Here is a 22,008-nt window from a genome sequence, read left to right on the forward strand (position 1 = left end):
CCGACCGGCAGCGTTCCGTTCCCCCCACCGAGAGGAATCGCCCCATGGTCACCACTCCGGGCTTCGCCGGCCCCCCGAGAGCGTCCCGCGCATGGCGGGTGCCCCTGACCGCCCTCGTGGCCGCGGCCCTGATGGCCCTGATGTCCCTGTTCGCGCTGGCCGGGCAGTCGCCGGCCCGCGCCGCCGCCCCACCGGCCGCCACCGCCGCCACCGCCGCTCCGGCCGCCGGGACCGGTTACTGGCACACCAGCGGACGGCAGATCCTGGACGCGGCCGGCCAGCCGGTGCGCATCGCGGGCGTCAACTGGTTCGGCTTCGAGACCGACAACCACGTGCCGCACGGCCTCTGGGCGCGTGACTACAAATCGATGATGGACCAGATGAAGTCGCTGGGCTACAACACCATCCGGCTGCCCTACAGCGACGACATCTTCAAGCCCGGCACGATGCCCGACAGCATCAACTTCTACAACATGAACGAGGACCTGGAAGGACTGACGTCCCTTCAGGTGATGGACAAGATCGTGGACTACGCGGGCTCGATCGGCCTGCGGATCATCCTCGACCGGCACCGGCCGGACGCCAGCGGGCAGAGCGCGCTGTGGTACACCAGCTCCGTCCCGGAGTCGACATGGATCACCGACCTCAAGGCGCTGGCCACGCGTTACGCCGGCAACCCGGCCGTGGTCGGCATCGACCTGCACAACGAGCCGCACGACCCGGCCTGCTGGGGCTGCGGCGACACCACGATCGACTGGCGGCTGGCCGCCGAGCGGGCGGGCGACGCGGTGCTCGGCGTCAACCCGGATCTGCTGATCTTCGTGGAGGGCATCCAGACCTACAACGGCACCTCCGGCTGGTGGGGCGGCAACCTGATGGGCGTCGGGCAGTACCCGGTGCAACTCTCCGTCGCCAACCGCGTGGTGTACTCCGCGCACGACTACGCCACCAGCGTCGCCCAGCAGAGCTGGTTCAACGACCCGTCGTTCCCGGCGAACATGCCCGGCATCTGGGACAAGTACTGGGGCTACATCTTCAAGCAGAACCTCGCGCCCGTCTGGGTGGGCGAGTTCGGCACCACCTTGCAGTCCACGACCGACCAGACCTGGCTCAAGGCCCTCGTGGACTACATGCGCCCCACCGCGACCTACGGCGGGGACAGCTTCAACTGGACGTTCTGGTCGTGGAACCCGGACTCCGGTGACACCGGCGGCATCCTCAAGGACGACTGGCAGACCGTCGACACCGTCAAGGACGGCTACCTCGCCAGTATCAAGGCCCCCGGCTTCGACGGCACCACGTCCACGGGCGGTACGTCGTCCGGCACGTCGAGCGGCACGTCATCGGGTACGTCCAGCGGCGGCAGTACGGGCGGAACGGGCGGCAGTACGGGCGGCAGCAGCTGCACGGCGGTCCTGCACGTGGACAACCAGTGGGACACCGGCTTCACCGCCACCGTCACGGTCACCGCGGGCAGCACCGCCGTCAACGGCTGGACCGTCACGTGGTCCTGGCCGGGCAGCGAGAAGGAGACCAGCGCCTGGAGCGCCGACGTCAGCCAGACCGGCAGCGCGGTGACGGCGAAGAGCCTCTCCTACAACGCCGCCGTCGCGGGCTCGGGCTCCACCACGTTCGGCGTCCAGGGCACCTCGGCCGGTGCGTTCACCGTACCGGCGCTGACCTGCACGGCTTCCTGACGGTCCACCACGGCACGGCGGGCCGGCCGGTCCACGAGCAGGCCGGCCCGCTGCGTCCAAGGGGGGACTTCGCGGGACCGCGCTCTCCGTCGCGCTGTCACCGGCCGCGCAGGCCGGCGAACCGTCGGACGTCTCGATCAAACTGCCCACCGTGTCCTACTCGCACTTGCGGGCCGGCAGTGGTCCAAGAGCACCATGCCCACCATCCCGGTCGCGCAGGACGCCTCGCTCAGCGCGGACGCCTCGCTGGTGGGGCTGGCGGACGGCGCCGACGGGTTCCGGCTGCTCAACGGCGCGGACATGTCGGACGCCGCCGGATGGAGCGCGCCCCCGGCGGGCGCCTCCGCGACCGCGGTGGCGTTCAGCCCGGACGGCTCGCTCGTGGCGCGGGGCATGGCCGCGTCCGGCGACGACGCCGATCTGCTGGTGCAGGACGCCGACCCGACGCACGGCGACACCCCCCGCAGCTTCGTCTTCCAGGACGACTCCGACGGCGGCGACCGTATCGCCTCGCGCGGCCTCGCCTGGTCGTCGGACGCGTCGAAGCTCTTCGCCGTCACCGGCGACTCGGCCGGTGACGCGTACTGGCTGCACATCATCAGCAACCCGGGTTCCCGCTACCACGCGGCCTTCCAGGGGCCGTTGACCCTCCGGCCCGGGACTCCGTACGCCGGGCAGCCAGTGGAGCTGAGCGGCACGCGATCGCGCTGGACGGGCCGGCGTCCGGGCCTGCCGCGCGCCTGACGGCGGTCCGTACGGACGCCTCCGGCAGCCACCCGCTCGATCCGGTCACGGCGGCCGCCGACGGTTCGTTCACCTTCGAGGACACCCCGCCGGACGCGGGGACCGCGACGTACACCGTGTCGTACGCGGGCGACGCCGAGCACGACCCGGCCGACGACGCCACTACGACGGTCACCGTCGACAAGGCGCCAACCTCCTTGACGCTGGCCGCGCCGACCTCGGCTACCGGCGGCAGCGTGCACATCGCCGGGACGCTCACCACGACCGGCACCGCGCTGCCCGCCGGCACAGTGGTGCGCGTGCAGCGCCGTACGAAGGGCGGCGCGCCCTCGCTGCCGACGCTCCGGGTCGGCGCGGACGGTACGTTCGCCTTCGACGACGTGCCCGGCCCCGGCGACACCCTCTACACGGTGGACTTCAAGGGCGACGACGACCACGCCACGTCCACGGACTGGGTGGTGGTCCCGGCAACGGGTTGACGATGCCGTACGGTTGACGGCCGGTCGGCGGGGGTCCCGCCGGCCGGCCGGGGTGTCAGTGGTGGGTGCCCTGGCGGCCGAGGGTGGTCTCGGGGGTGGCGCCGGGGCGCGTCCACTGGGGGACGGGACGGCCGGTAGGGCCCCAGGTGGCGTTGCCGTCCGCGTCCGAACGCCAGTACCAGCAGGGGCCCTTGCCCTCGGGCCACCCCTCGGGGACGTCCTGCCACGCCTCGCCGCGGCCGTAGGGGGTCATGTCGAGCAGGGCGAAGGACCCGCTGGCCGCCTCGGTGCCGCGGCCGGTGGTGGAGTAGGTGAGGAACGTACGGTCGCCGTCGCGCAGATAGCTGGTGAGGTGGCCCATCTCGCCGCCGACCGGCTCCTCCAGGCCGCGCACGGAGTACCAGGGCTGGGTGTAGCCCATGAAGTCGGTGAAGGCGGCGACCTCCTCCCAGCGGCCCGGGGTCAGGATCGCGAACGACACCCCGCGGCTGTTGAGGTACACGGCGTCCTTCATGTGCCAGGCGGTGACGGTGCAGCCCTCGCACTGGCCCTGGTGGGGCGCGCCGTCCCACCACATGTGCTTGTAGACGAGGAGTTCGTCGCGGCCCTGGAAGAGGTCGAGGAAGGGGACCGGGCCGTTCGGGCCGACGACCTCCACGGTGCCGTCGAACTCGGCCATCGGCAGGCGGCGGCGCGCGGCGGCGATCGCGTCGCCCTCCCGGGTGTGGGCCTTCTCCCGGACCAGCAGTTCGTCGCGGGCGGCCTGCCAGGTGGCCATGTCCACGATCGGCGGGCGGGCGGGGTCGGCGGGCGGGGTCGTCATACGGTCCTCCGTGGGTGTCCGGTGCTGTCACCACGTCAGACTCCCGCCGCGCACGGAACTCATCGCCATCCGCGGGAACGCGGGAGACAAGGCCGCGCCAACTGCCGTACCTCCACCGTGCGTCACGCCTTTCCACAGGTCAGGACGGTGGAACGGTCACCCGCCAGATATGGCCGCCGTGCTGGCCTGTCCCCCCGGCCGCGCCCGAGGCGAGCCTGTGACGGCACCCCGGCCCTCCTTCGGCCGTCCGACGACTTACGGAGCCCCCATGAAGTCACCGACGTACGCGCACCTGGCCGTCCTCGGCGTGACGCTCACCGGCCCGACCCGGCGGTCAGCGGTCCGAAGGGTCCGACGGGTCCGAACGGTCCGAACGGTCAGAACAGCTCTGGCGGCCGCCGCCCTTGCCGTACTGCCCCTGCTCGCCCTGGCACCCGCCGCCCGAGCGGCCACCGCCGCCACCGAACTTCCCCCGTTCACCAGCGGCTTCGGCCTGACCCTCGTCGGCGCCCCCGTCGCGCACTCCCCCACCGACTTCACGCTCACCGTGACCACCCCGCAGGTGTCCGGCCCGCACCGGATACGGATCTTCCTGCCCGCGGACTACGCCGCCGCCCCCGCCCGGCGCTGGCCGGTGACGTACTTCCTGCACGGCGGCGCGGGCAGCGTGGACGACCCGGCCGCACCGGCCGACCTCGCGAGGCTGGCGGGCACCGACGTCGCCCTGTACACCGGCAGCAGCCTGCCGGTGGACGCGTTCACGCGGGTCGCGGCCCGGCACGTCAAGGCCCGGCTGGACCGCCTCGGCATTCCCGCCCGCCTCGACGACTACGGCAACGGGGCGTCGCTGGCGCCCGGTTGCGACGGCGGGCACGACTACGGCTGCTGGGCTCCGGCGCTCGCCGACTACATCCCGCGCCTGCGGGCGGAGTTCGGCGCGGCCGACACCCGGGAGTAGACCGCGAGGAGGTCCTCGACCACCGCGCCGATCGAGAAGCGGTCCTCGACCAGCCGCCAAGCCGCCTCGGACGTACGGGCGTTGGTGTCGGGGTCGAGCAGTTCGAGGATCGCCGCGGCCACCAGGGGGCCGTTGTCGGCGTCGGGCCGGCTGGGGGTGATGACGCCGGCGCCGGCCGCCTCGATGTCCGGGGAGAGGCCGCCGGTCGCGGCGGCGACGACGGGGACGCCGACGGACATCGCCTCCAGCAGCGAGACGGCGAACGGCTCGACCACGGACGGCAGGACGTACACATCGGCGGTGCGCAGCCGGGCCAGTACCTCGTCGTGGCCGAGCGGGCCGGGGGTCTGAAGGGCGTGGGCGACGCCGAGTTCAGTGGCGAGCGCGCGCAACGGCCCGGTGAGCGCGCCGGTGTCGGGCCCGGCCAGCACGAAGCGGGCACCGGGGTGGACGGCGAGCACCGCGGGCATCGCGGCGACGAAGTCCTCGGGGCGCTTGCGTTTCTGGACGCGCGCGGCGTAGAGGATCGTCGGCGGGCGGTCACCGGTGCGCGGCGGCCGGCGCTCCTGGCGGGCGACGCCGTTGACCAGGCGGTGGAAGGTGGTCAGGGGGGTGTCGGGTACGACCGCCTGGACGCCGTCGCGTTCGGCCGCGGTCAGGTGCAGGATGGCGTCGGCCCGGCGCAGCACCCGTTTGAGGCCGAGCAGGTCGACGGCTTTGGCGACGGCCTTCTGCGTCGGGTCGATCATGCCGTGGGTCTGCACCACCAGCGGAACCCCGGCGGCGAGCGCCACCAGCGCGAACGGCAGGGTGATCAGGTCGCGCATCAGGTGGACGTGCACCACGTCCGCGCCGGCGGCCATCCGGCGCGCCCGGGCCAGCAGCCCGGGCGAGGTGATGCCGCTGACCTCGAACGCGGGCAGCACGTGCCGGGCCTGGTGGACAAAGGACGGCACGCCTTCCAGTTCGGTCGGCAGCGGCCCGGTGAAGCCGTCGCCGAGGGTGGCGATCCGGGCGTCCACGCCCTTGGCCCGCAGGCCCCGCGACAGGTTGAGGGCGACCCGGGTCGGGCCGCCGAAGTCGTTGGTGGGCGTGTGCAGGGTGACCACATGCAGGACTCTCACGTGCGAAAACCGCCTCCCCCTGAGCTGCGTCGCGGCGCCCTTCCGCCGCCGGGCGCCGCCCCGGCCCCGTGTCCCCCGGCACGGCCGCCCCAGCCTAGCGGCGGGCGCCGCCGCGGGTGCCCGCATCGGCGCAACCCGGCTTTCCGGGGACGGTTCCGGACTTTGCCGCATCGTCACACCCTTCGCACGGAACGCACCGCGCCCCGTGTCCCTCTAGCCCTGTGGACGGTACGGAAACGGAAGGGAAAGGGGGCGCGGCGTGAACCTCACCAGCTGGTCGACGGCGTATGTCCTGGCCGGGGTGGCCGCGGCGTGCGTGGTGCTCACGGTGTGGACGTGGCCGCGGCTGGCCCGTACCGGCTGGGGGTGGGTGGCCGCGCGGCTGGCGGTGATCGGGGTGACCCAGCTCGTGACGGTCACCGCGCTGCTCGCGGCCGTCAACGCCGACTACCAGTTCTACGGTTCCTGGAGCGACCTGTTCGGCACCGGGAAGACCGCGCCGGTCGCGATCGGCCCGAACGCGTCGGGCACCGCCCTGACCACGAGGACCGCGTTGATCGAGCCGGGGGCGACCTCGCTGCTCAAGGGGGTCAGCGGCATCCCGAGCGCGCCGGCGTCACGCAACGGCCGGGTGGAGTCGGTGCGGGTGATAGGGCGGCGCACCGGGGTGATCGACCCGGCGTTCGTCTACCTGCCGCCGGAGTACTTCCAGAAGGCGTACGCCCGCCAGCGCTTCCCGGTGGTCCTGGCGATGAGCGGCTATCCGGGCAGCATCTACAACCTCGCGCAGGGGCTGCGGGTGTGGCAGATCTCCCAGCAGCTGATGAGGCAGGGCCGGATGCAGCCGACGGTCATCGTGGAGATCCGCCCGACGATCGCGCCGCCGCGCGACACCGAGTGCGTCAACGTGCCCGGCGGGCCGCAGACCGAGACGTTCCTGGCGAAGGACCTGCCCGACGCCCTCAAGGCCACCTACCGGGTGGGCCACAGCGCCACCGCGTGGGGCGCGCTGGGCTACTCCTCCGGCGGCACCTGCGCGCTGCAACTGGCGATGCGCGACCCGGGGGTCTTCACCTCGGCGGCGGCGCTGTCCCCGGACTTCACCATCCATCAGGACATCACCACCGGCAACCTGTTCGGCAGCGGCGTCTCCCGGCAGAAGCGGATCGACTCCCACGACCTGTACTGGCGGTTGCGGCACCTGCCGATCCCGCAGGTGTCGGTGCTGGTCGCCGCGAGCCGGCACGGGGACGAGAACATCTACCCGAAGGCGCGGGAGTTCCTGCGGCTGGCGAAGGCGCCGATGCGGACCGCGTCGATCTTCCCCGCCCACGGCGTGCACAACTTCAGCACGTGGACCAGTGAGATGCCCGCGGCGCTGGCGTGGCAGAGCCAGCAGCTGATCTTCCCGCAGGACGTGGCGCCGCGGCACGCGGCCGGGAAGGCGCATCCCGGTGCGAAGGGCGGGCGCGGCGCGGGGGCCGGCAGCCGGGTGGCGCACGACAAGCCGGTGCTGCGGGCGGAGCGGCGCAGGGCGGTGGGCGCGGCCGCGACGGCACGGTGAGCCGCCGGCGGCCGCGCCCGGCCCGGACCGGGTCAGTTCAGGTGGAACTTCTGCGCGTTGGCGCCGTTGCAGTCCCAGATCTGGAGCCGGGTGCCGTTGGCGGTGGCGCCGCTGGGCGAGTCCAGGCAGCGGCCGGACTGCGGGTTGAGCAGCGACCCGTCGGACTGCTGCACCCAGACCTGGCCGCCGACGCCGTTGCAGTCCCACAGCTGCACCTTGGTGCCGTCGGCGGTGCCGTTCCCGGCGATGTCCAGGCAACGGCCCAGCGTCTCCAGGGAGTTGTCGGGATTGTGCACCCAGTGCTGGTCGACCGCGTAGGACTGGCAGTCCCACAGCTGGACGGCCGCGTGGTCGACACCGACGTCGTCGCCGGCCACGTCGACGCACTTGCTGCCGGGGCCGGTGATGGTGGTGCCCTGGTTGCCGGCGGGGTCGCCGGTGTAGCCGGCCGCCACGATGTCGGCCTGGACGGCGTTGTCGGCGGCGTCGGTGGCGAAGCCGGAGGTCATCACGCCCTCGAAGAAGGAGCCGACGGCGCGGTTGCTGTTGTCGCCGCCGGTGCCCAGGACGATGGAGCCCTCCTGCTGCATCGGGGTGTAGCCGCCGCTGGGCAGCGCGCCGTGCCACCAGGTGGACAGGGCCCCTGACTGGGAGTTGCCGCCTTTGAGGGCGAACGTGGTCTGGCCGTCGTTCTTCAGCAGCGCGGTGACGAACGGACTGCTGTTGCCGAGGTTGGCCGGGTTGTTGCCGCTGCCCTGGTAGAGGCCGTTCTCCAGGTCCGCCGCGACCCACGGGCCGCTGCCGGTGCAGGGCGCGTCATGGCAGCGGTCGCCGATGTAGACCGCGTCCATGTGGCCGTTGCCGGTGTCGTCGACGGTGTGCTCGGCGTTGCCGTAGTCGAAGCAGCAGCCGCCGTTGACGTGGGTGCCGCTGGCCACCATGTACATCGACTCGGCCTGGCCGTTCACGGCGACGCCTGCGGCGTCGGTGTGGCGGTAGCCGGTGCCGGGGGTGACCAGGACGCCGTAGGCGCGGTGGCCGCCGACGGTCACCGGCAGGGCGCTCGCCGGGGCGCCGTGGTCGGCCAGGCCCTGGGTGCCCGCGCCCTCCACGGTGAGGTCGTTGTGGCGCGGCGACTGGTCGTAGATCTTCGTGATCGCGCAGGAGGTGGCCGCGCAGAACGCGTCCTGCGCGGCGGCGTCGGCGTATCCGCCGGTGGTCAGCACCCCGATGTCGCGGGTGGCGCCGTCGGAGGCGCGGGTGACCTGGTAGAGGCTGCCGCCGTAGCCGGAGTACAGCGCGCGCACCGTGCTGTGCGCGGCCACGCAGGGGGTGCCCGCGGCGGCGTAGATGTCGCACGGGCGGGAGCCGGCGGCCTGCGCGGGCACGGGGGAGGCGGCCAGGGCGCCCAGGACGAGGGCGAGGCCGGCGCAACACGCGAGGAGGGCGCGGCGCAGCCGGTACGGCAGGGACGGCCGCGCGGACGTCCGCGCGGCGGGGGGACGCGTTCTGCTCATGCGGTGGACTCCCTTGAGCGGTGGGGGGTTGGCGGGTTCGGGGGCATGACAGGAGGCGCCGGGACGCGGATGGCGCCGGCCGCGCCCGGGGCGTGCCGCCAGGATGTGGAGTCGCCGATTTTTTCGTCAACACCCCGGAAAAACCGCGCCCCGCATTTCGCACCCCTGTCGCACCCCCGTCACACCGGTTCATCCACGGCCGCCCGGGGCCTCGCGCCCGGCCGGATCGTTTCGTACCGGTATGAACAAATTCGGGGTCTTCCCCCGGAAGGGTTGATCGGGGGCGGGCACGATGACTTTTGCGGGCGGGGGGTGTCTTAAACGGTGAAGGGGCGCGGCGGAGGTCGCCGCGCCGGGTCCCGTACGGCAACGGAGGACGCGATGACGAGCGGACGGCTCACGACGTGCTTGTGGTTCGACGGCAGGGCGGAGGAGGCCGCGGACTTCTACCTGTCGGTGTTCGAGGACTCCTCGCGCGGCAGCACGCTGCGGCACACCGACGCCAGCCCCGGCGAGGAGGGCACGGTGCTCACGGTGGAGTTCACGCTCAACGGGCAGCGGTTCCTGGGGCTCAACGGCGGGCCGCAGTTCCCCTTCACCGAGGCGGTCTCCTTCCAGATCGACTGCGCCGACCAGGCCGAGGTGGACTACTACTGGTCGCGGCTGACCTCGGGCGGTGGGGAGGAGGGGCAGTGCGGCTGGCTCAAGGACCGGTTCGGCGTGTCCTGGCAGGTCGTGCCGAACATCATGCCGACCCTGCTCACCGCCTCCGACCGGGCGAAGGCCGACCGGGCGATGGCGGCGATGATGAAGATGCGCAAGCTGGACATCGCGACGCTCCAGGCGGCGTTCGACGGGGCCTGATCCGGGGCGGCGGCGGGCCGGAGTGGGCCGACCGGGCCCCTCGCCCGCGGCCTGCCGCCTAGACTCGCGGCAGGGAGGGGGAGGGGGCCATGGCGGGCGACGTGTCGCAGGTTCCGCAGGGCGTACGGTCCGGCGCGGCATCGTTCCGCGCGGCATCGTTAGGGGCGGAGCCATCACGGGGGGCGCCGCGGGCGGCTTCCGCACCGGCCGCGTCGTCCCGGGTCGCCTCTTCCCGGGCCGCGTCGTCTCGGGCCGCGTCGTCCCGAGCCGCGTCGTCTCGGGCCGTACTGTCGCGGGCGTTGGCCGTACCGCTGGTGGTCGCGCTGGTCGCCCTCCTGCCCGGATACGTCCTGATCCAGCCGGGTCCGGGCCAGCGGGACGCGGGCTTCTGGCTGCAACTGGCCCTGACCTGCTACGCGGGTGCGCGGCTGTGCGCGATGGCGCTGGGCCGGCGGCGGCGCCTGCTCCAGGGCGCGTTCTGGCTCTTCTGCTACGTGGCGATGGGCGTGGCCCCGCTCGCCCAGGAAGTGATCGGGCAGGTGCCGACCCCGGTGGTCGGGCCCCGTTCCGACACGGTGCTGGCGATCTCGCTCACCCTGCTGGGCTGCGTCGCCTACGACGTGGGCGCGTTCGCGGCACGGCTCCAGCCGCCGCGCGACTCCCCCCGGCCGCCCCGCCCCCCGGCACAGGTGGCCCGGCGCCGGCTGTGGCTGCTGGTGCTGCTGGCGTACGCCGGCAGCGCCCTGTGCATCGCCAAGCTCGGCGGCCCCGCGGTGTTCTTCACCAGCCGCCAGGACATCAGCGAGACCGTGCAGGCCAGCGGGCTGACCGGGTCGAGCGGTGAGAGCCATGTCGGCTCGGCGTTCATCCGCGGCTTCGGCACGGTGCCGGCGCTGCTGGCACTGCTGGTCCTGATCCGCTGGATGGCCACCTCCCAGCGGGCCCGGCGCAACCTGCCCGCGCTGGTCGCCCTGTGCGGCCTGGCCGTCATCAACGTCATCGTCAACAACCCTATCTCCAACCCGCGTTACTGGTTCCTGACGGTGGTCTTCGCGATCCTGTTCACCGTCTTCCCGCGCAGCCCGGCGGTGTACCGTACGGCGCTGGTCGGCGGGGTGGTCGCGGCGCTGCTGCTCTTCCCGTTCCTCGACCGCTTCCGCTACGACGCGGGCGGCTACCACCCGGTGCAGTCCACGTCCGTGCTCGACCCGCTGACCATCAAGGACTACGACCAGGTCGGCATGTTCGCCAACACCCTCAGCTACGTGGAGTCCGGCGCCGGGCACACGCACGGACGCCACCTCGCCGCCGACGTCTTCTTCTTCGTGCCGCGCTCGGTCTGGCACGGCAAGCCGCTGGACTCCGGGGTGGTGGTCGGCCGCTGGATGGGCATGACCAACACCAACCTCTCCTCCCCGTTGTGGGCCGAACTCTGGTTGGACTTCGGCCCGTTGGGCATGACCGCGGGATTCCTCCTGATCGGGTACGCGTCCTCCCGCGCCGACCTGCGCTACGCCCGCCGCACCCTGGAGTCCCCCCGCCCGGGCACCCTCGCGGCCGTGGTCACCCCCCTCGCCGCGGGCTACTCCTTCATCCTCCTGCGCGGCCCCCTCCTCCAGGCCGCCGGCCGCATCGGCATCCTCCTGCTGTGCGTGGCGCTGGTCGCGACGACCAGCAGGGACCCACGGCGGGCGCTGCGCTAGGTCGTGTCTGACAAATAGCGTCGTCCCGCCCGAAGGGCGGGGGCTGACGGGGTCTGGTGCGTGCGATCGCAAGGCGGAGGGAGGAGGGCGCAGCGGGCTGCGCCGACGACCGACAACGCAGCGAGCGTGCGTGCCAGACCCCGTCAGCCAGGCGGGATTTGTCAGACACGGCCTAGCGGCCAGCGGAAGGGGGCAGCTGCCGCTCAGGGCTGCACGTCCTCCGGCGACCCGGTGTGCTCGTCCAGCAGGGCGCGCAGGAAGACCAACGACTCCGCCGGGGCCAGCGAGGTGTCGCGCAGCACGTCGTACGCGAGGCGCAGCGGCTCGACCTCCTCCGGGTCCTCGGTGAGATGACCGCTCCAACTGCCCTGCGTGTAGGCCACGGTGCGCCCGTCACGGAAGTACACCAGCTCCAGCGAGCTGCGGATGTGGTGCGGCCCGGCCCCGAACGGCACCACGTGCAGGGCGACGTCCGGCTGCTGGGCCGCCTCGATCAGCCGCTCCAACTGCGCGGTCCACGTCTGCGCGTCCCGCGCCTTGCGCCGCAGCACCGCCTCGTCGATCAGCACGCGGTAGTGCACCGGGTCCTGACGGGCCAGCCGCTCCTGCCGGTCGAGCCGCGCCGCGACCTGTGCCGCCACCTGCGCCGTGCCGAGGCGCGCCAACTGCAACTGCTCCTGCGCGTACGCCCGGGTCTGGAGCAGGTCCGGCACCGCGCCGACCGCGTACTCCTGGATACTCACCGCGTCGACCTCCAACGGCGCGAGCCCCAGCAGCAGCCGGTCCTTCGTCTCCCGTTTCGCCAGGTGCCACAGCTTCACCAGCAGGTCGCCGGTCCCGTACACCCGGTCCAGCGCGGCCGCCGTCTCCACCGTCCCCAGCCGCTCGCCGTGCTCCAGCCGGTGCAGGTACGACTGCTCGAAACAGCACTTCTCCGCCAGCTGCACCAACGTCATGCCCGACTGCCGCCGACGGAAGGCCAGTTCGCCGGCGTACAGCGCCCGCGCCGACAGCCCCTCCCCGTCGACCGCGTCCTTGCCCGCGCCGCCGCCATTCATACCGTTGCTCCTTTTCGTTGGTGTGGTGCGTGACGGTGAGGGCGGCGGTGGGTCTGCCCCGGTGACGAGCCGACCCGCGCGATACGCCGGCGGTACTCGGCGGGGAGCGGCAGCGCGGCCCAGACGACCTTCCCTTCGGGCCTGGTCAACGCGGTGCCCCACTGCCCTTCCGAGAGCCCGGCCACGAGTCGGAGCCCGCGCCCGCACTCGGCGTCGTACGAGATCGGCCGCAGCACCGGGCGTGCGGGGCTCTGGTCCCACAGGCCGAGGTGCAGCCGCGTGTTCGTGACCCACATGCTCAGCGCGCACCGGCCCCCGGCGTGCCGTACGGCGTTCCCGGCGAGCTCCACGACCACGGTCACCGCGTCGTACGCCAGCGTCTCGGGCGCCGCCCACTCCGCGAGAACCCCTCTCACGTGCTCCCGCGCCCGCCCCACCGCCAAGGGCCCACACACCAGGTCCAGCCTGTCGAAGCGGCGTCCGGTCGGCCCCATGATCACCCTCCCTGCACATATGTGCGTAACCGGTGCAACACCGTGAGTGGCGGCCCCGTTGCCGATAGCATGGACCCGAGGGGACGCAAGTTGCAAGCTATGCAACTTGATTGGGCATCTGGTCGCTTGATTGGCATATTCACTCACGCACAACTCTTGGAGCGGACATGGCGGTAGTGCAGCGCCCGACGGTGCGCAGGCGCGTGCTGGCGGCGAACCTCCGGCGGCTGCGGCTGGACACGGGGCTGGAACAGGAGGACGCGGCACGGGAGTTGGCCTGCGACCTGTCGAAGATCTTCCGGATCGAGAAGGGGGAGTCCGGCATCCGCCAGGTCGACCTGCGCCTCCTGCTCGACCTGTACGGCATCACCGACCCCAAGGAACGGGAAGGCTGGCTCCTTCTCGCCCGGGAGAGCCGCAAGCGCCGCTGGTGGCGTTCGCTGGAGGACCAACTCCCGGATGACTTCCTCGACTTGGTCGGCCTCGAGGAGGACGTGACCCACCTGAGGGCTTTCGAGCCGGGAATCGTGCACGGCCTGCTTCAAACGGAGGCGTACGCGGAAGCAGTGATCGGGGGCGGCGAACCCGGGCCCCTGAGCGAGGAGTGGCAGGCCCGGGTGAGGGTCCGCATGGAACGGCAGACGGCCCTCACCCGTAGCGAAGCGCCGCTGAAGGCATGGATCATCCTAGGCGAGGGTGCCCTCCGGCAGCAGAACGGCGGACCGGCGGTCCTGCATGACCAGCTCAGCCACCTCGTGGCCTTGACCGAGCTTCCGAACCTGACGTTGCAGGTACTACCCTTTGCCGCAGGGGCTTACCCGGGTGGGCCGTACCCCTTTGCCATCTACCGCTTCCCCGAGCCGTCGAAGATGGAAGTGGTAGTTCTGGAGAACCACACGGCGCCGTCCTACTTGGAAACCCCATCGGACACTGGCTACTACGGAGACGTCTTTGACCGGTTGCGCGCCGCAGCGCTGAGCCCCATTGATTCACAGTCCTTCATAGGGGAAGTTGCGAAGCAGCTTCGCCAGTAGAAAGAGATCTACTCAGATGCGTGAGAACTGGTTCAAGAGCAGCTACAGCGGCCAGAACGGCGGCTGCGTCGAGACGCGCCTCCACCGCGAGACGGTCAGTTGCCGCGACTCCAAGGACATCACCGGACCAGCCCTCACCTTCGAGCCCTCCCAGTGGCAGCACTTCGTGAACGCCGTCAAGGCCGACCACTTCCCCACCCTCGGCGCCTGACCAGCCCCCGGCCACCGTACGTTCCGCGCCGCCCACGAGCCGATCAAGGAGCGCCGCATATGAACAAGCAGGTCGATCTCACCAACGCCACCTGGGCCAAGAGTGAGATGTCCGATGCCGGCAACAACTGCCTGGAAGTCGCCTTCGTGGACGGGGTGGTCGCCCTCCGCGACTCCGTGGACGTCGGCGACCCCGACGCCAAGGTGCTGATCATCTCCGAGAAGGACTACGAACTCTTCACCGCGAGTGTGCGCGCCGGCCAGCGCAACCTCCTCCTCCCGTAGCGCCCCCTGCGGCCCCTCGCTCCCCCGACGAGTGAGGGGCCGCACCCATGAGAAGCCAGGGGCCGCACTTCGTGAACGCCGTCAAGGCCGACCACTTCCCCACCCTCGGCGCCTGAGCAACCGAACTACCGCTGGCCGAGGACGCCAGGTCGCAGCCGACGACCTCCACGGAGTCGACCCGAAGCCTCTCCAGCCGCCCACCCTGCTGTTCCCGGACCACCCGTGCTCCCACCGCCGGTACAGGAGCGGGGACTTCCCTGTCGCTGAGCACGCCCACGCCCACACGTTCAAGCTCCCCGTCTGGCATCGTGAGCAGGATCTCGAACTGGCCGAGCAGTACGTCCGCGTGGCCATCAAGGTCAGCGACCGTCACAAGGAGCTGCAATGACCGTCGCCTCCCCCGAGTTCGTGGCCGGCCTGGCGGCCGACGCCGAAGCCGCTGGAATCACCCGCTTCGTCGCCGGCGCCGTGATCAACCACGACGGCCGCACCCTGCTCGTCCGTCGCAACCCCGACGACTACATGGGCGGGATGTGGGAGGTCCCCTCCGGCACGGTAGAGGCCGGGGAGACGATCCTGGACGCCCTCTTCCGGGAGACCGCAGAGGAGGTCGGCCTGATCATCAATCAAGTCACGGGATACATCGGCCACTTCGATTACCAGAACAGCCGCGGCGGCACCACCCGCCAGTTCAACTTCACCGTCACCGTGGTGAAGACCGAACCCGTGGTCCTCACCGAGCACGACGCCCATCAGTGGGCCCACCCCGGCGAGCTGCCCGAGGTGAGCGACGCGGTATACGGCCTGCTGACCAGCTGACACCGAACACCGAAGGCCAGTGCGCCCCCGGCCGGGCCTGCGGTCAGGGGCGCCGCGGTCGGGCACCCTCCGGGTTGCCCGGCCCCGCTGGTCTCAGCCAGCATTCGGCGGATAGCGGAAGTGCGCCGGGGTCCGCCAGGCGGCGCGGGCTTCGGCGAGGGGGTGGGGGGAGTCGAGGGCGACGTGGACGGTGTCCTCGGAGTTTCCCGCGTGGAGTCGACGGAGCGGCCCGCGCCGAGGTCGCGGGGAACCGCTCGTGGCCGCCGGAGGCCGCCGCGACGACCTCCGCGCTCTTCCGCAGAGTGGCCGACGCCGAGCGGTTCGCGGGCAGGGGCCGCGTTCAACTCGCCGGCGACGGCGTCGCGTTCACCGCGCGGCGCTCCGCCGCGATCCGCAGCCACAGCGCCACCGCCTTGAGGGCGGAGCCGAGCGCCAGGCCCCAGGCGGCGCCGAGGACACCGTCGAGGCGGTAGCCGGCCAGCATGAAGAGGACCGACGCCAGGGAGAAGACCACCTGGATCGGCAGGGTCGCCCGGGGGCGCAGCACGCGCAGGGTCAGCAGCGCGGAGGTGCCCAGCGCGATGCACGCGTACTGGCTGCCGGAGGCGGGCAGCAGCGCGGACGACGCCGCCCAGGTGTCCCCGAGCAGCGCCCGCCCGGCGTGCGCGGGCAGCAGCATCAGCACGACCGTCCAGGCGGTGGCGACGGTGGCCAGGACGACGGCGAGCACCGCCGTCACCCGCACCTTGTCGTCGGTGCCGCGCACCCGGTTCAGCAGCGGCGGCCCGAACGCGGTGGCCGAGTTGAACAGCACGTTCATCGGCCCGAACAGGGTCGTCGCACCGCGCAGCGCTCCCACCGCGAGCGGCGCCGCGAACAGCCCGAGGCCCACCACGGCGAGCTGGCTGGTGGCGTTGCCGACGCCGAACTCGACCACGAACCGCTGCCCGAGGTGGCCGCGCCGCAGGTACGCGCGGAGGTCGACGGGCGGCCGCGCCTCGCCGGGCGCGCCCCGCAGCCGGTGCCGCAGCAGCGCCGCGCCGACCAGCAGCGCGGGCACCCCGGACAGCCCCCAGACGGCCACCAGCCGTACCGCGCCCGCGCCCTGCGGCTGGACGGCCAGCGCGGGCACGGCGACCAGCAGCCGCACCACGTCGGCGGCCAGGGCGAGATGGGGCAGCCGCAGCGCCGAGAAGCAGTACCGCATGCCGTCCTGGGTGAGCACCACCGGCAGCACCAGGCCGAGTACGGCCAGCCCGCGCGCGGTGGTGCCGGGCAGGAGCAGCAGCGCGCCGGCCATGCCCCAGCCCAGGACGGCGGACGCGACCGCGGTGAACACCACGGCGGAGCGGCAGGCGGCCCGCACCCGGCGCGAGCCGCGCTCCAGCACCAGTGCCTGGCCGACGTAGGAGACGTTCACGCCGAGCAGCACCGTGAAGACCATGTAGACCATGGAGAAGACGGCGAAGCCTGCCGCCGTGGACAGCCGCGCGGCGACCACCAGCACGATGATGTTGGTGAACGCGGCGACGCCCTGGTCCGCGACGGAACTCGCCACGGCCGCCACCGAGCGCCCCCCGCCGGAGCCGTCGGGGCCGGAGCCGTCGGGGCCGGAGCCGTCGGCGTCGGAGCCCTCGGTGTGCTCGCCGTAGGGGTCGTCGCCGTACGGATCGGTTCCGTCGGCCGACTCGGCGTCCTCGTAAGGAAGTTCGCCGTGCGGGTCACCGCCGTACAGGTCGTCGTACGCGCTGTCGTAGGCGTTGCCGTACGTCGTGTCGTACGTCGTGTCGTACGGGCCGCCGTACGATGCGGCGGCCCGCTGCGGGGGTTCGGCCCCGGACGCCGCGGCGTACCGCGGGGCGGGGCCGGTCAAGGGACCGGGTGGTGCTCCGGGGCGGTGGGGGCGTCCTGGGCCGCGCGGTGCGTCCGGCCGGGCGCGGCCGCGGTGACGGTACGGCGCCCGCCGCCGAGCAGGCGCGGCAGGAACCGGGAGCCGCCGGGCGCGGCCGGGGCGCGGTGCAGTACGGCGCCGAGCACGGCCCCGCCGGCTCCGTCGACCAACTCCCGTACCCGGACCAGGTCTTCGCGGCGCACCTCGGCCGGGTCGCAGACCACGACCACGCCGTCCACCCGGTCGGCCAGCGCGAGCGCGTCGGCGTAGGACAGCAGCGGCGGGGCGAGGACCACCACGACGGTGCCGGGGTCGTCGGCCTCCGCGAAGAGCCGGCCGGCCTGGCCGGAGGTGAGCGCGCGGGCCACGTTGGGCACGCGGCGGCCGGGCACGAGGTCGAAGGAGCCGTATCCCCCGGTGTCCACCGGGAGTTGCAGTCCGGCGGGCCAACCGCCTTCGGCCAGGCTGGCGTTGCGGGCCCAGCTGGGGCGGTGGCCCTCGGCCGAGCGGAGCCGCGCGGACAGCGACGGGGTGCGCAGGTCGGCCTCGACGAGCAGCACCTCCTTGCCCATCTCGGCGAAGGACGCGGAGAGGTTGACCGCGACGGCGGCCGCGGTGTCGCTGCTGCCGCGCGGTTCGACGACGAGCAGGCGGCGGCGTTCGGCGAACCGCCTGTCATGGCTGAGCCGGAAGGCGATCGCCCGGTACTCCTCGGCGAGGCGGCCCGCCATGTGGCCTTCCGCCAGCAGGGGTTGGGGCGCCTGGAGGTCGTGGCGGCCGCGGCCGTGCGGCAGGGTGCCGAGCACCGGCGCGCCCATCGCGCGGGTGACCTCGCCGGCCGAGCGGGGCCGCGGGTCGAAGACCAGCCGCAGCCACGCGGCGAGCAGGCCGAGCGCGAGCCCGACCGCGGCACCCAGGCCCAGCATCAGGCCCAGGCCCGGGCCGGTCGGCGCGTCGGGCACCGTGCCCGGCTTGATGACCGTGCCCGGGGTGGTGTCCAGCGCCCGCAACCCGCTGATGTCGCCGTTGAGTTCGGTGATCCGGCTGAGCAGGTTGGTCTGGACGGAGACCAGGGTGCCGACGACCTGGCTGTCCTTGGTGGCGTCGATCTGGTCGAGCAGTTCGTTGCGCTGCTTGACCAGCGGGTCCAGCTGGTCCTGGTAGCCCTTGACCATCTTCGCGATGGTGGCCTTCGTCGCCGACTCGCGGCTGCCGAGGTAGGCCGCGGTGAAGGCGTTGACCCACGCGGCGGCGTCCTTGCCGTTCGCGGCGGTGCAGGTGAAGCGCAGTACCAGGGTGTTGGGCGGGTTGGTCACCTGAAGGCAGTGCTGGAGCTTGGTGACCGGCTGCTTCACCGCCTTCGCGGCGGCCTCGGCGACGCTCGTGCTCATCGCGGACTGGCGCTCGGTGCCGATGTCGATGCCCTTGTCCGGGGTCGCGCCGGCGGCGAAGGGGTCCGCGGTCGCCGCCCGCACCATCACCGAACTGCTCGCGGCGTACGTGTCCGTGCCGCCCAGCGCGAGGTAGGCACCGCCGACGACGCCGACCACCAGACCGGCCGCGATCAGCCGCTTGTAGCGGACGATCTGGCGCACCTGGTCCCGTACGAGGTCCACTTCCTCGCCGTCGTCCAGCAGTTCACCGCTCATCGTCGGCCCCGCCTTCCCGAGCGGGCGCCCCGGCGGGCACTTCCGCCGGCTCCCGGCCCGCTAAGTCGGCGTCCTCGTCGTCTGTTCGGGCCTCGCCCGGGTCCGCTGCCGGGGCGTCCGCACACTCTGCCGCCCGCTCCTCCGCCGACTGCTGCGTCTGCGGTTCGGCGGCGGGGCGGGGCGGGGCCGCCGGGCGCGGTGGGGCGGGGGGTTTCGGGGGCGCGTCCGGGCGCGGCGGTACGGCGACGGCGGGCGCGGGATCGGCGCCGGGCTCGGGCTCGGGCGCAGCCGCAGTTACGTCTTCCGCGGGTACTGCCTCCACAGGCGCGGCCCCCTCCACGTCGGCGCCCTCCGGCGCCTCCCCCTGCGGCGCCCGCTCCGTGTCCCCCAGTACCTCCGAGAGCAGCGCGTCGATCCGCTTCAGCCCCGCCTCGCGGGACAGGTGCGCGTCCACGTAGACCGGCCCGGCGGCGGCCAGGAGCGCGGCGCGGGGCTCGTCGAGGGTGAGCGCCAGGACCGCGCCGAGCAGGTCCTGCGGCGACTCCGGGGCCACCACCACCCCGGCGCCGGAGCGCCGCACCTCCGCCGCCGTACCGCTGTCCGCGGCCACCGCGGCGATCACCGGGCGTCCGGCCGCGAAGTACGAGGTGAGCTTGGACGGCAGGCTCATGTCCCGTACCGAGGCCCGCTGGGTGACCAGGAGGAAGTCGGCGGCGGCCAGTACGTCGGGGAACTCCTCGTCCGCGGCCGGCGGGAGGAAGTCCAGGTTGGGCAGGCCGCCCGCGAGCGCCCGAAGCTGGTCGCGCTGGTTGCCGTCGCCCATCAGGACGACGCGGGTCTCGGGTGCCGAACGGGCCGTCTCCACAAGGACGTCGAGCCCCTGCTTCAGGCCCATGTTCCCGGAGTGCAGCAGCACCGTCTGCCCGGGGCGCCAGCCCAGCCGGGCCCGCATCTCCTCGCGGGGGCGCGACGGGCGCCGTACGTGCGACCAGTTCGGCACCACCCGTATCCGCTCGGCCGGCACCCCCATCGCGGCCACCTTCGCCACGAACGACTCGTGGATCACCCCGACCAGCGCGGCCCGCCGCAACGCGTGCTTCTCGACGAGACCGGCGGCGCGCCCGGCCGGCCCGCCGCCGCGTATCCCGCTCTGCGCGGCCGCCGCGCCCATCAGGTCCTGCACGATCGGCACGAACGGCACGTCGTACCGCTCGGCCAGCCGCGCGCCGAGGACGGCCCCGGCCAGGCTCGGCATCTGCGCGAACACCGCGTCGGGCCGGCCCATCCCGGCGGGTTCGTCACGGCCGCCGCGCAGCACGCTCAGCTCGAACGCGGCCCGGCGCAGGGCGGTTTGGCGGGCGGGCACCGCGTGGCCGCGCCGGTGCACCCGGACGCCCGCCCGGTCCTCCTCGATCCGCCGCACCCCGGTGTAGGCCGGGTCGAGCTTCCAGGCGGGGTAGTGCGGCATGCCGGTGAGCACGTGCACCTCCGCGCCGCCGGCCGCCCAGTGCTCGGCGATCTGGGTGGCGTACGGCCCGATGCCGGCGTGCTCGGGCGCGTAGTTGGTGGAGACCAGCAGGAGCCGACGGCGCAGATCCGACGTAGCCACGAAGTGTTCCTTCCCCCCGGGACGAACCCCCAGATCCAGACAAGTGCACACCTTAGCCGTTCGCGGCGCCACCGGACCTGCGGTTGCCGTGCGTCGGCGGCCGCAGTTCCGCGAATCCCCCGTTGCGCGCGATACGTCCGGCTATCGTCTGAGACTCCGCGACGCTGGGGAGCGTCGTACGGCTGGGGGTTGATGATGCTGCACCGGGTCGGTTACGCGCCGGGGGTCTACGACCTCTTCCACGTCGGACACCTGAACATCCTACGGCACGCCCGCAGCCAGTGCGACTACCTGGTGGCGGGTGTCGTCTCCGACGAGATGGCCCAACTCGCCAAGGGGCGCGGCCCGGTGGTGCCGCTGGTGGAGCGGCTGGAGATCGTGCGGAGCGTGCGGTTCGTGGACGCCGCGTTCGTGGAGACGGTGCCGGACAAGCTGGAGACGTGGCGCCAGGTGCGGTTCGACGTGCTGTTCAAGGGGGACGACTGGCGCGGGACGGAGAAGGGGCGGCGGCTGGAGGAGAGGCTTGCCGCGGTGGGGGTGGAGGTCGTGTACTTCCCGTACACCGTGCACACGTCGAGTACGCAGTTACGGCGGGCGCTGGACGTGCTGGCCGGACCGGCGGGCGCGGCAGGTGCGGCGGGTGCGGCGGGTGCGGCAGGTGCGGCCGCCGCCCCGCTCAACCCGCCTGACGCGGGAGCGCGTTGAGCTCGCGGAACCACTTCGTCAGGAAGGCCGCGAGGAAGAGCACATGCACCGCGAACAGCGCGGTGTAGCCGTAGCGGAAGGCGCGTTCGCTGCCGAGCAGCAGGAACACCGCGCACATCACGCCGTAGTCGGCCGGCAGCAGGGCGACCGCCCGCAGCCGGGAGGGCGGCTGCACCGGGGCGTCGGCCGAACTCCCCTTGGGCTTCAGCTTGTCGGTGAGCAGACCGCCGAAGAAGACGAGTACGGCGGTGAGTTGGAAGCCGAGCGGCACCAGCAGCCAGCCCGCGCCGGGCAGCCGGAAGTGCCGGTAGAAGGTGATCAGGACCGCCGCGTGCAGCGCGGTGATCTTCGCGCAGTCCACCACGTGGTCCAGCCACTCCCCGGCCGGGCCGCCCCGGCCCAGCAGCCGTGCGAGCTGGCCGTCGGCCGAGTCGAAGGCGAAGCCGACCGCCAGCGCGGCGTAGACGGCCACCGCCAGCCGCCACGACGGTGCCGCCACGGCGAGCGCGGCGATCCCGGCGCCGCTGCACGCGGCGCTCACCAGCGTCACCTGGTTCGGGCCGAGCCCCGCCCGGTACGCCCCCGCGGCCAGCACCCGCCCCACCGGCCGGTTCACGTACCGCGAGTACAGCGAGACGCCCTTCGCGGTCTTCTGCGCCCCCCGCAACCGCCGAAGCGCCTCCCCGAACCCCAGCGCCCGCCCGCCCATCCGCCTCCCCCTCGCCGCCGACCCCCACCCGTATCCTGCCGGACCGGCCCCACCCGGCGCGCGCGATCAGCC

20 protein-coding genes and 1 pseudogene are annotated in these 22,008 nt (G+C 72.9%); 12 read left to right on the forward strand and 9 right to left on the reverse strand.

The window, feature by feature from the left end:
- The first annotated feature begins 44 nt into the window (after positions 1-44).
- The 3 genes from WA788_RS30515 to WA788_RS30525 all read left to right on the forward strand — a co-directional run bounded on the left by WA788_RS30515 (position 45) and on the right by WA788_RS30525 (position 2,920).
- On the forward strand, positions 45-1,697 hold the full coding sequence (locus WA788_RS30515; protein ID WP_335982835.1) for a cellulase family glycosylhydrolase: 1,653 nt from the start codon (positions 45-47) through the stop codon (positions 1,695-1,697).
- A gap of 195 nt (positions 1,698-1,892) precedes the next feature.
- A complete protein-coding gene (locus WA788_RS30520) occupies positions 1,893-2,441 on the forward strand; it encodes a hypothetical protein (protein ID WP_335982838.1) in 549 nt (182 codons plus the stop codon).
- A 116-nt stretch (positions 2,442-2,557) separates the two neighbouring features.
- The gene (locus tag WA788_RS30525; protein WP_335982840.1) at positions 2,558-2,920 is read left to right on the forward strand and encodes a hypothetical protein; all 363 of its coding nucleotides are present in this window, start codon (positions 2,558-2,560) and stop codon (positions 2,918-2,920) included.
- Between the two features lie 55 nt (positions 2,921-2,975).
- Here the strand turns inward: WA788_RS30525 and WA788_RS30530 are convergent, their stop codons facing one another.
- Entirely contained in the window at positions 2,976-3,743 is a 768-nt protein-coding gene (locus WA788_RS30530; protein WP_335982843.1) for a DUF899 family protein, read from the reverse strand.
- A 268-nt stretch (positions 3,744-4,011) separates the two neighbouring features.
- On the opposite strand from WA788_RS30530, the gene WA788_RS30535 reads away from it, so the two are divergent.
- Positions 4,012-4,701 (forward strand): hypothetical protein, encoded by a 690-nt coding sequence (locus WA788_RS30535; protein WP_335982845.1) that lies wholly within the window; start codon positions 4,012-4,014, stop codon positions 4,699-4,701.
- On the opposite strand, the gene WA788_RS30540 is transcribed toward WA788_RS30535, so the two are convergent.
- Positions 4,650-5,825 (reverse strand): glycosyltransferase, encoded by a 1,176-nt coding sequence (locus WA788_RS30540; protein WP_335982847.1) that lies wholly within the window; start codon positions 5,823-5,825, stop codon positions 4,650-4,652. The genes WA788_RS30535 and WA788_RS30540 overlap by 52 nt on opposite strands.
- A gap of 259 nt (positions 5,826-6,084) precedes the next feature.
- Between WA788_RS30540 and WA788_RS30545 the strand changes: the two genes are divergently transcribed.
- Entirely contained in the window at positions 6,085-7,389 is a 1,305-nt protein-coding gene (locus WA788_RS30545) for an alpha/beta hydrolase (protein ID WP_335982851.1), read from the forward strand.
- A 32-nt stretch (positions 7,390-7,421) separates the two neighbouring features.
- Here the strand turns inward: WA788_RS30545 and WA788_RS30550 are convergent, their stop codons facing one another.
- Positions 7,422-8,906, reverse strand: coding sequence for an arabinofuranosidase catalytic domain-containing protein (locus tag WA788_RS30550; protein ID WP_335982853.1), 1,485 nt, complete (start codon positions 8,904-8,906; stop codon positions 7,422-7,424).
- 381 nt (positions 8,907-9,287) lie between these two features.
- On the opposite strand from WA788_RS30550, the gene WA788_RS30555 reads away from it, so the two are divergent.
- Both WA788_RS30555 and WA788_RS30560 read left to right on the forward strand, forming a co-directional pair.
- On the forward strand, positions 9,288-9,770 hold the full coding sequence (locus WA788_RS30555; protein ID WP_335982855.1) for a VOC family protein: 483 nt from the start codon (positions 9,288-9,290) through the stop codon (positions 9,768-9,770).
- Positions 9,771-9,859: 89 nt separating this feature from the next.
- Positions 9,860-11,473, forward strand: coding sequence for a hypothetical protein (locus WA788_RS30560; RefSeq protein WP_335982857.1), 1,614 nt, complete (start codon positions 9,860-9,862; stop codon positions 11,471-11,473).
- Positions 11,474-11,676: 203 nt separating this feature from the next.
- Here WA788_RS30560 and WA788_RS30565 read toward each other — a convergent pair whose 3' ends face one another.
- Positions 11,677-12,531: a helix-turn-helix domain-containing protein gene (locus WA788_RS30565; protein ID WP_335982859.1), complete on the reverse strand. Its 855-nt coding sequence runs from the start codon at positions 12,529-12,531 to the stop codon at positions 11,677-11,679.
- Entirely contained in the window at positions 12,528-13,025 is a 498-nt protein-coding gene (locus WA788_RS30570) for an ATP-binding protein (protein WP_335982861.1), read from the reverse strand. The genes WA788_RS30565 and WA788_RS30570 overlap by 4 nt, the downstream gene beginning before the upstream one ends.
- A gap of 167 nt (positions 13,026-13,192) precedes the next feature.
- Between WA788_RS30570 and WA788_RS30575 the strand changes: the two genes are divergently transcribed.
- The 4 genes from WA788_RS30575 (at position 13,193) to WA788_RS30590 (ending at position 15,373) form a co-directional block, all read left to right on the forward strand.
- Positions 13,193-14,059 (forward strand): helix-turn-helix domain-containing protein, encoded by an 867-nt coding sequence (locus WA788_RS30575; RefSeq protein WP_335982863.1) that lies wholly within the window; start codon positions 13,193-13,195, stop codon positions 14,057-14,059.
- A gap of 16 nt (positions 14,060-14,075) precedes the next feature.
- On the forward strand, positions 14,076-14,270 hold the full coding sequence (locus WA788_RS30580; RefSeq protein ID WP_335982865.1) for a DUF397 domain-containing protein: 195 nt from the start codon (positions 14,076-14,078) through the stop codon (positions 14,268-14,270).
- A 59-nt stretch (positions 14,271-14,329) separates the two neighbouring features.
- Positions 14,330-14,554, forward strand: coding sequence for a DUF397 domain-containing protein (locus tag WA788_RS30585; RefSeq protein ID WP_335982868.1), 225 nt, complete (start codon positions 14,330-14,332; stop codon positions 14,552-14,554).
- 384 nt (positions 14,555-14,938) lie between these two features.
- Positions 14,939-15,373: an NUDIX domain-containing protein gene (locus WA788_RS30590; RefSeq protein WP_335982870.1), complete on the forward strand. Its 435-nt coding sequence runs from the start codon at positions 14,939-14,941 to the stop codon at positions 15,371-15,373.
- Positions 15,374-15,713: 340 nt separating this feature from the next.
- On the opposite strand, the gene WA788_RS30595 is transcribed toward WA788_RS30590, so the two are convergent.
- The 3 genes and pseudogenes from WA788_RS30595 to WA788_RS30605 form a co-directional block, all read right to left on the reverse strand.
- Entirely contained in the window at positions 15,714-16,940 is a 1,227-nt protein-coding gene (locus WA788_RS30595) for a hypothetical protein (RefSeq protein ID WP_335982923.1), read from the reverse strand.
- A gap of 302 nt (positions 16,941-17,242) precedes the next feature.
- Positions 17,243-18,913: a tyrosine-protein kinase domain-containing protein gene (locus tag WA788_RS30600; RefSeq protein WP_335982873.1), complete on the reverse strand. Its 1,671-nt coding sequence runs from the start codon at positions 18,911-18,913 to the stop codon at positions 17,243-17,245.
- 364 nt (positions 18,914-19,277) lie between these two features.
- Positions 19,278-20,489, reverse strand: a pseudogene (locus WA788_RS30605) (glycosyltransferase family 4 protein); the annotation flags it as partial.
- A gap of 225 nt (positions 20,490-20,714) precedes the next feature.
- On the opposite strand from WA788_RS30605, the gene WA788_RS30610 reads away from it, so the two are divergent.
- Positions 20,715-21,227, forward strand: a complete 513-nt coding sequence (locus WA788_RS30610; protein ID WP_335982925.1) for an adenylyltransferase/cytidyltransferase family protein — start codon at positions 20,715-20,717, stop codon at positions 21,225-21,227.
- Here WA788_RS30610 and WA788_RS30615 read toward each other — a convergent pair.
- On the reverse strand, positions 21,199-21,936 hold the full coding sequence (locus WA788_RS30615) for a CDP-alcohol phosphatidyltransferase family protein (RefSeq protein WP_335982875.1): 738 nt from the start codon (positions 21,934-21,936) through the stop codon (positions 21,199-21,201). The two genes, WA788_RS30610 and WA788_RS30615, sit on opposite strands and share 29 nt — an antisense overlap.
- Positions 21,937-22,008: the final 72 nt, after the last annotated feature.

Source organism: Streptomyces sp. CA2R106 (assembly GCF_037034245.1).
Taxonomy (GTDB): Bacteria; Actinomycetota; Actinomycetes; order Streptomycetales; family Streptomycetaceae; genus Actinacidiphila.

Bases quoted from the DNA above. Each gene is read 5' to 3' on its own strand.
- WA788_RS30515 (WP_335982835.1), top strand. From the start codon at position 45: ATGGTCACCACTCCGGGCTTCGCCGGCCCCCCGAGAGCGTCCCGCGCA.
- WA788_RS30520 (WP_335982838.1), top strand. From the start codon at position 1,893: ATGCCCACCATCCCGGTCGCGCAGGACGCCTCGCTCAGCGCGGACGCC.
- WA788_RS30530 (WP_335982843.1), bottom strand. From the start codon at position 3,743: ATGACGACCCCGCCCGCCGACCCCGCCCGCCCGCCGATCGTGGACATG.
- WA788_RS30535 (WP_335982845.1), top strand. From the start codon at position 4,012: ATGAAGTCACCGACGTACGCGCACCTGGCCGTCCTCGGCGTGACGCTC.
- WA788_RS30550 (WP_335982853.1), bottom strand. From the start codon at position 8,906: ATGAGCAGAACGCGTCCCCCCGCCGCGCGGACGTCCGCGCGGCCGTCC.
- WA788_RS30555 (WP_335982855.1), top strand. From the start codon at position 9,288: ATGACGAGCGGACGGCTCACGACGTGCTTGTGGTTCGACGGCAGGGCG.
- WA788_RS30560 (WP_335982857.1), top strand. From the start codon at position 9,860: ATGGCGGGCGACGTGTCGCAGGTTCCGCAGGGCGTACGGTCCGGCGCG.
- WA788_RS30565 (WP_335982859.1), bottom strand. From the start codon at position 12,531: ATGAATGGCGGCGGCGCGGGCAAGGACGCGGTCGACGGGGAGGGGCTG.
- WA788_RS30570 (WP_335982861.1), bottom strand. From the start codon at position 13,025: ATGGGGCCGACCGGACGCCGCTTCGACAGGCTGGACCTGGTGTGTGGG.
- WA788_RS30575 (WP_335982863.1), top strand. From the start codon at position 13,193: ATGGCGGTAGTGCAGCGCCCGACGGTGCGCAGGCGCGTGCTGGCGGCG.
- WA788_RS30580 (WP_335982865.1), top strand. From the start codon at position 14,076: ATGCGTGAGAACTGGTTCAAGAGCAGCTACAGCGGCCAGAACGGCGGC.
- WA788_RS30585 (WP_335982868.1), top strand. From the start codon at position 14,330: ATGAACAAGCAGGTCGATCTCACCAACGCCACCTGGGCCAAGAGTGAG.
- WA788_RS30590 (WP_335982870.1), top strand. From the start codon at position 14,939: ATGACCGTCGCCTCCCCCGAGTTCGTGGCCGGCCTGGCGGCCGACGCC.
- WA788_RS30600 (WP_335982873.1), bottom strand. From the start codon at position 18,913: ATGAGCGGTGAACTGCTGGACGACGGCGAGGAAGTGGACCTCGTACGG.
- WA788_RS30610 (WP_335982925.1), top strand. From the start codon at position 20,715: ATGATGCTGCACCGGGTCGGTTACGCGCCGGGGGTCTACGACCTCTTC.
- WA788_RS30615 (WP_335982875.1), bottom strand. From the start codon at position 21,936: ATGGGCGGGCGGGCGCTGGGGTTCGGGGAGGCGCTTCGGCGGTTGCGG.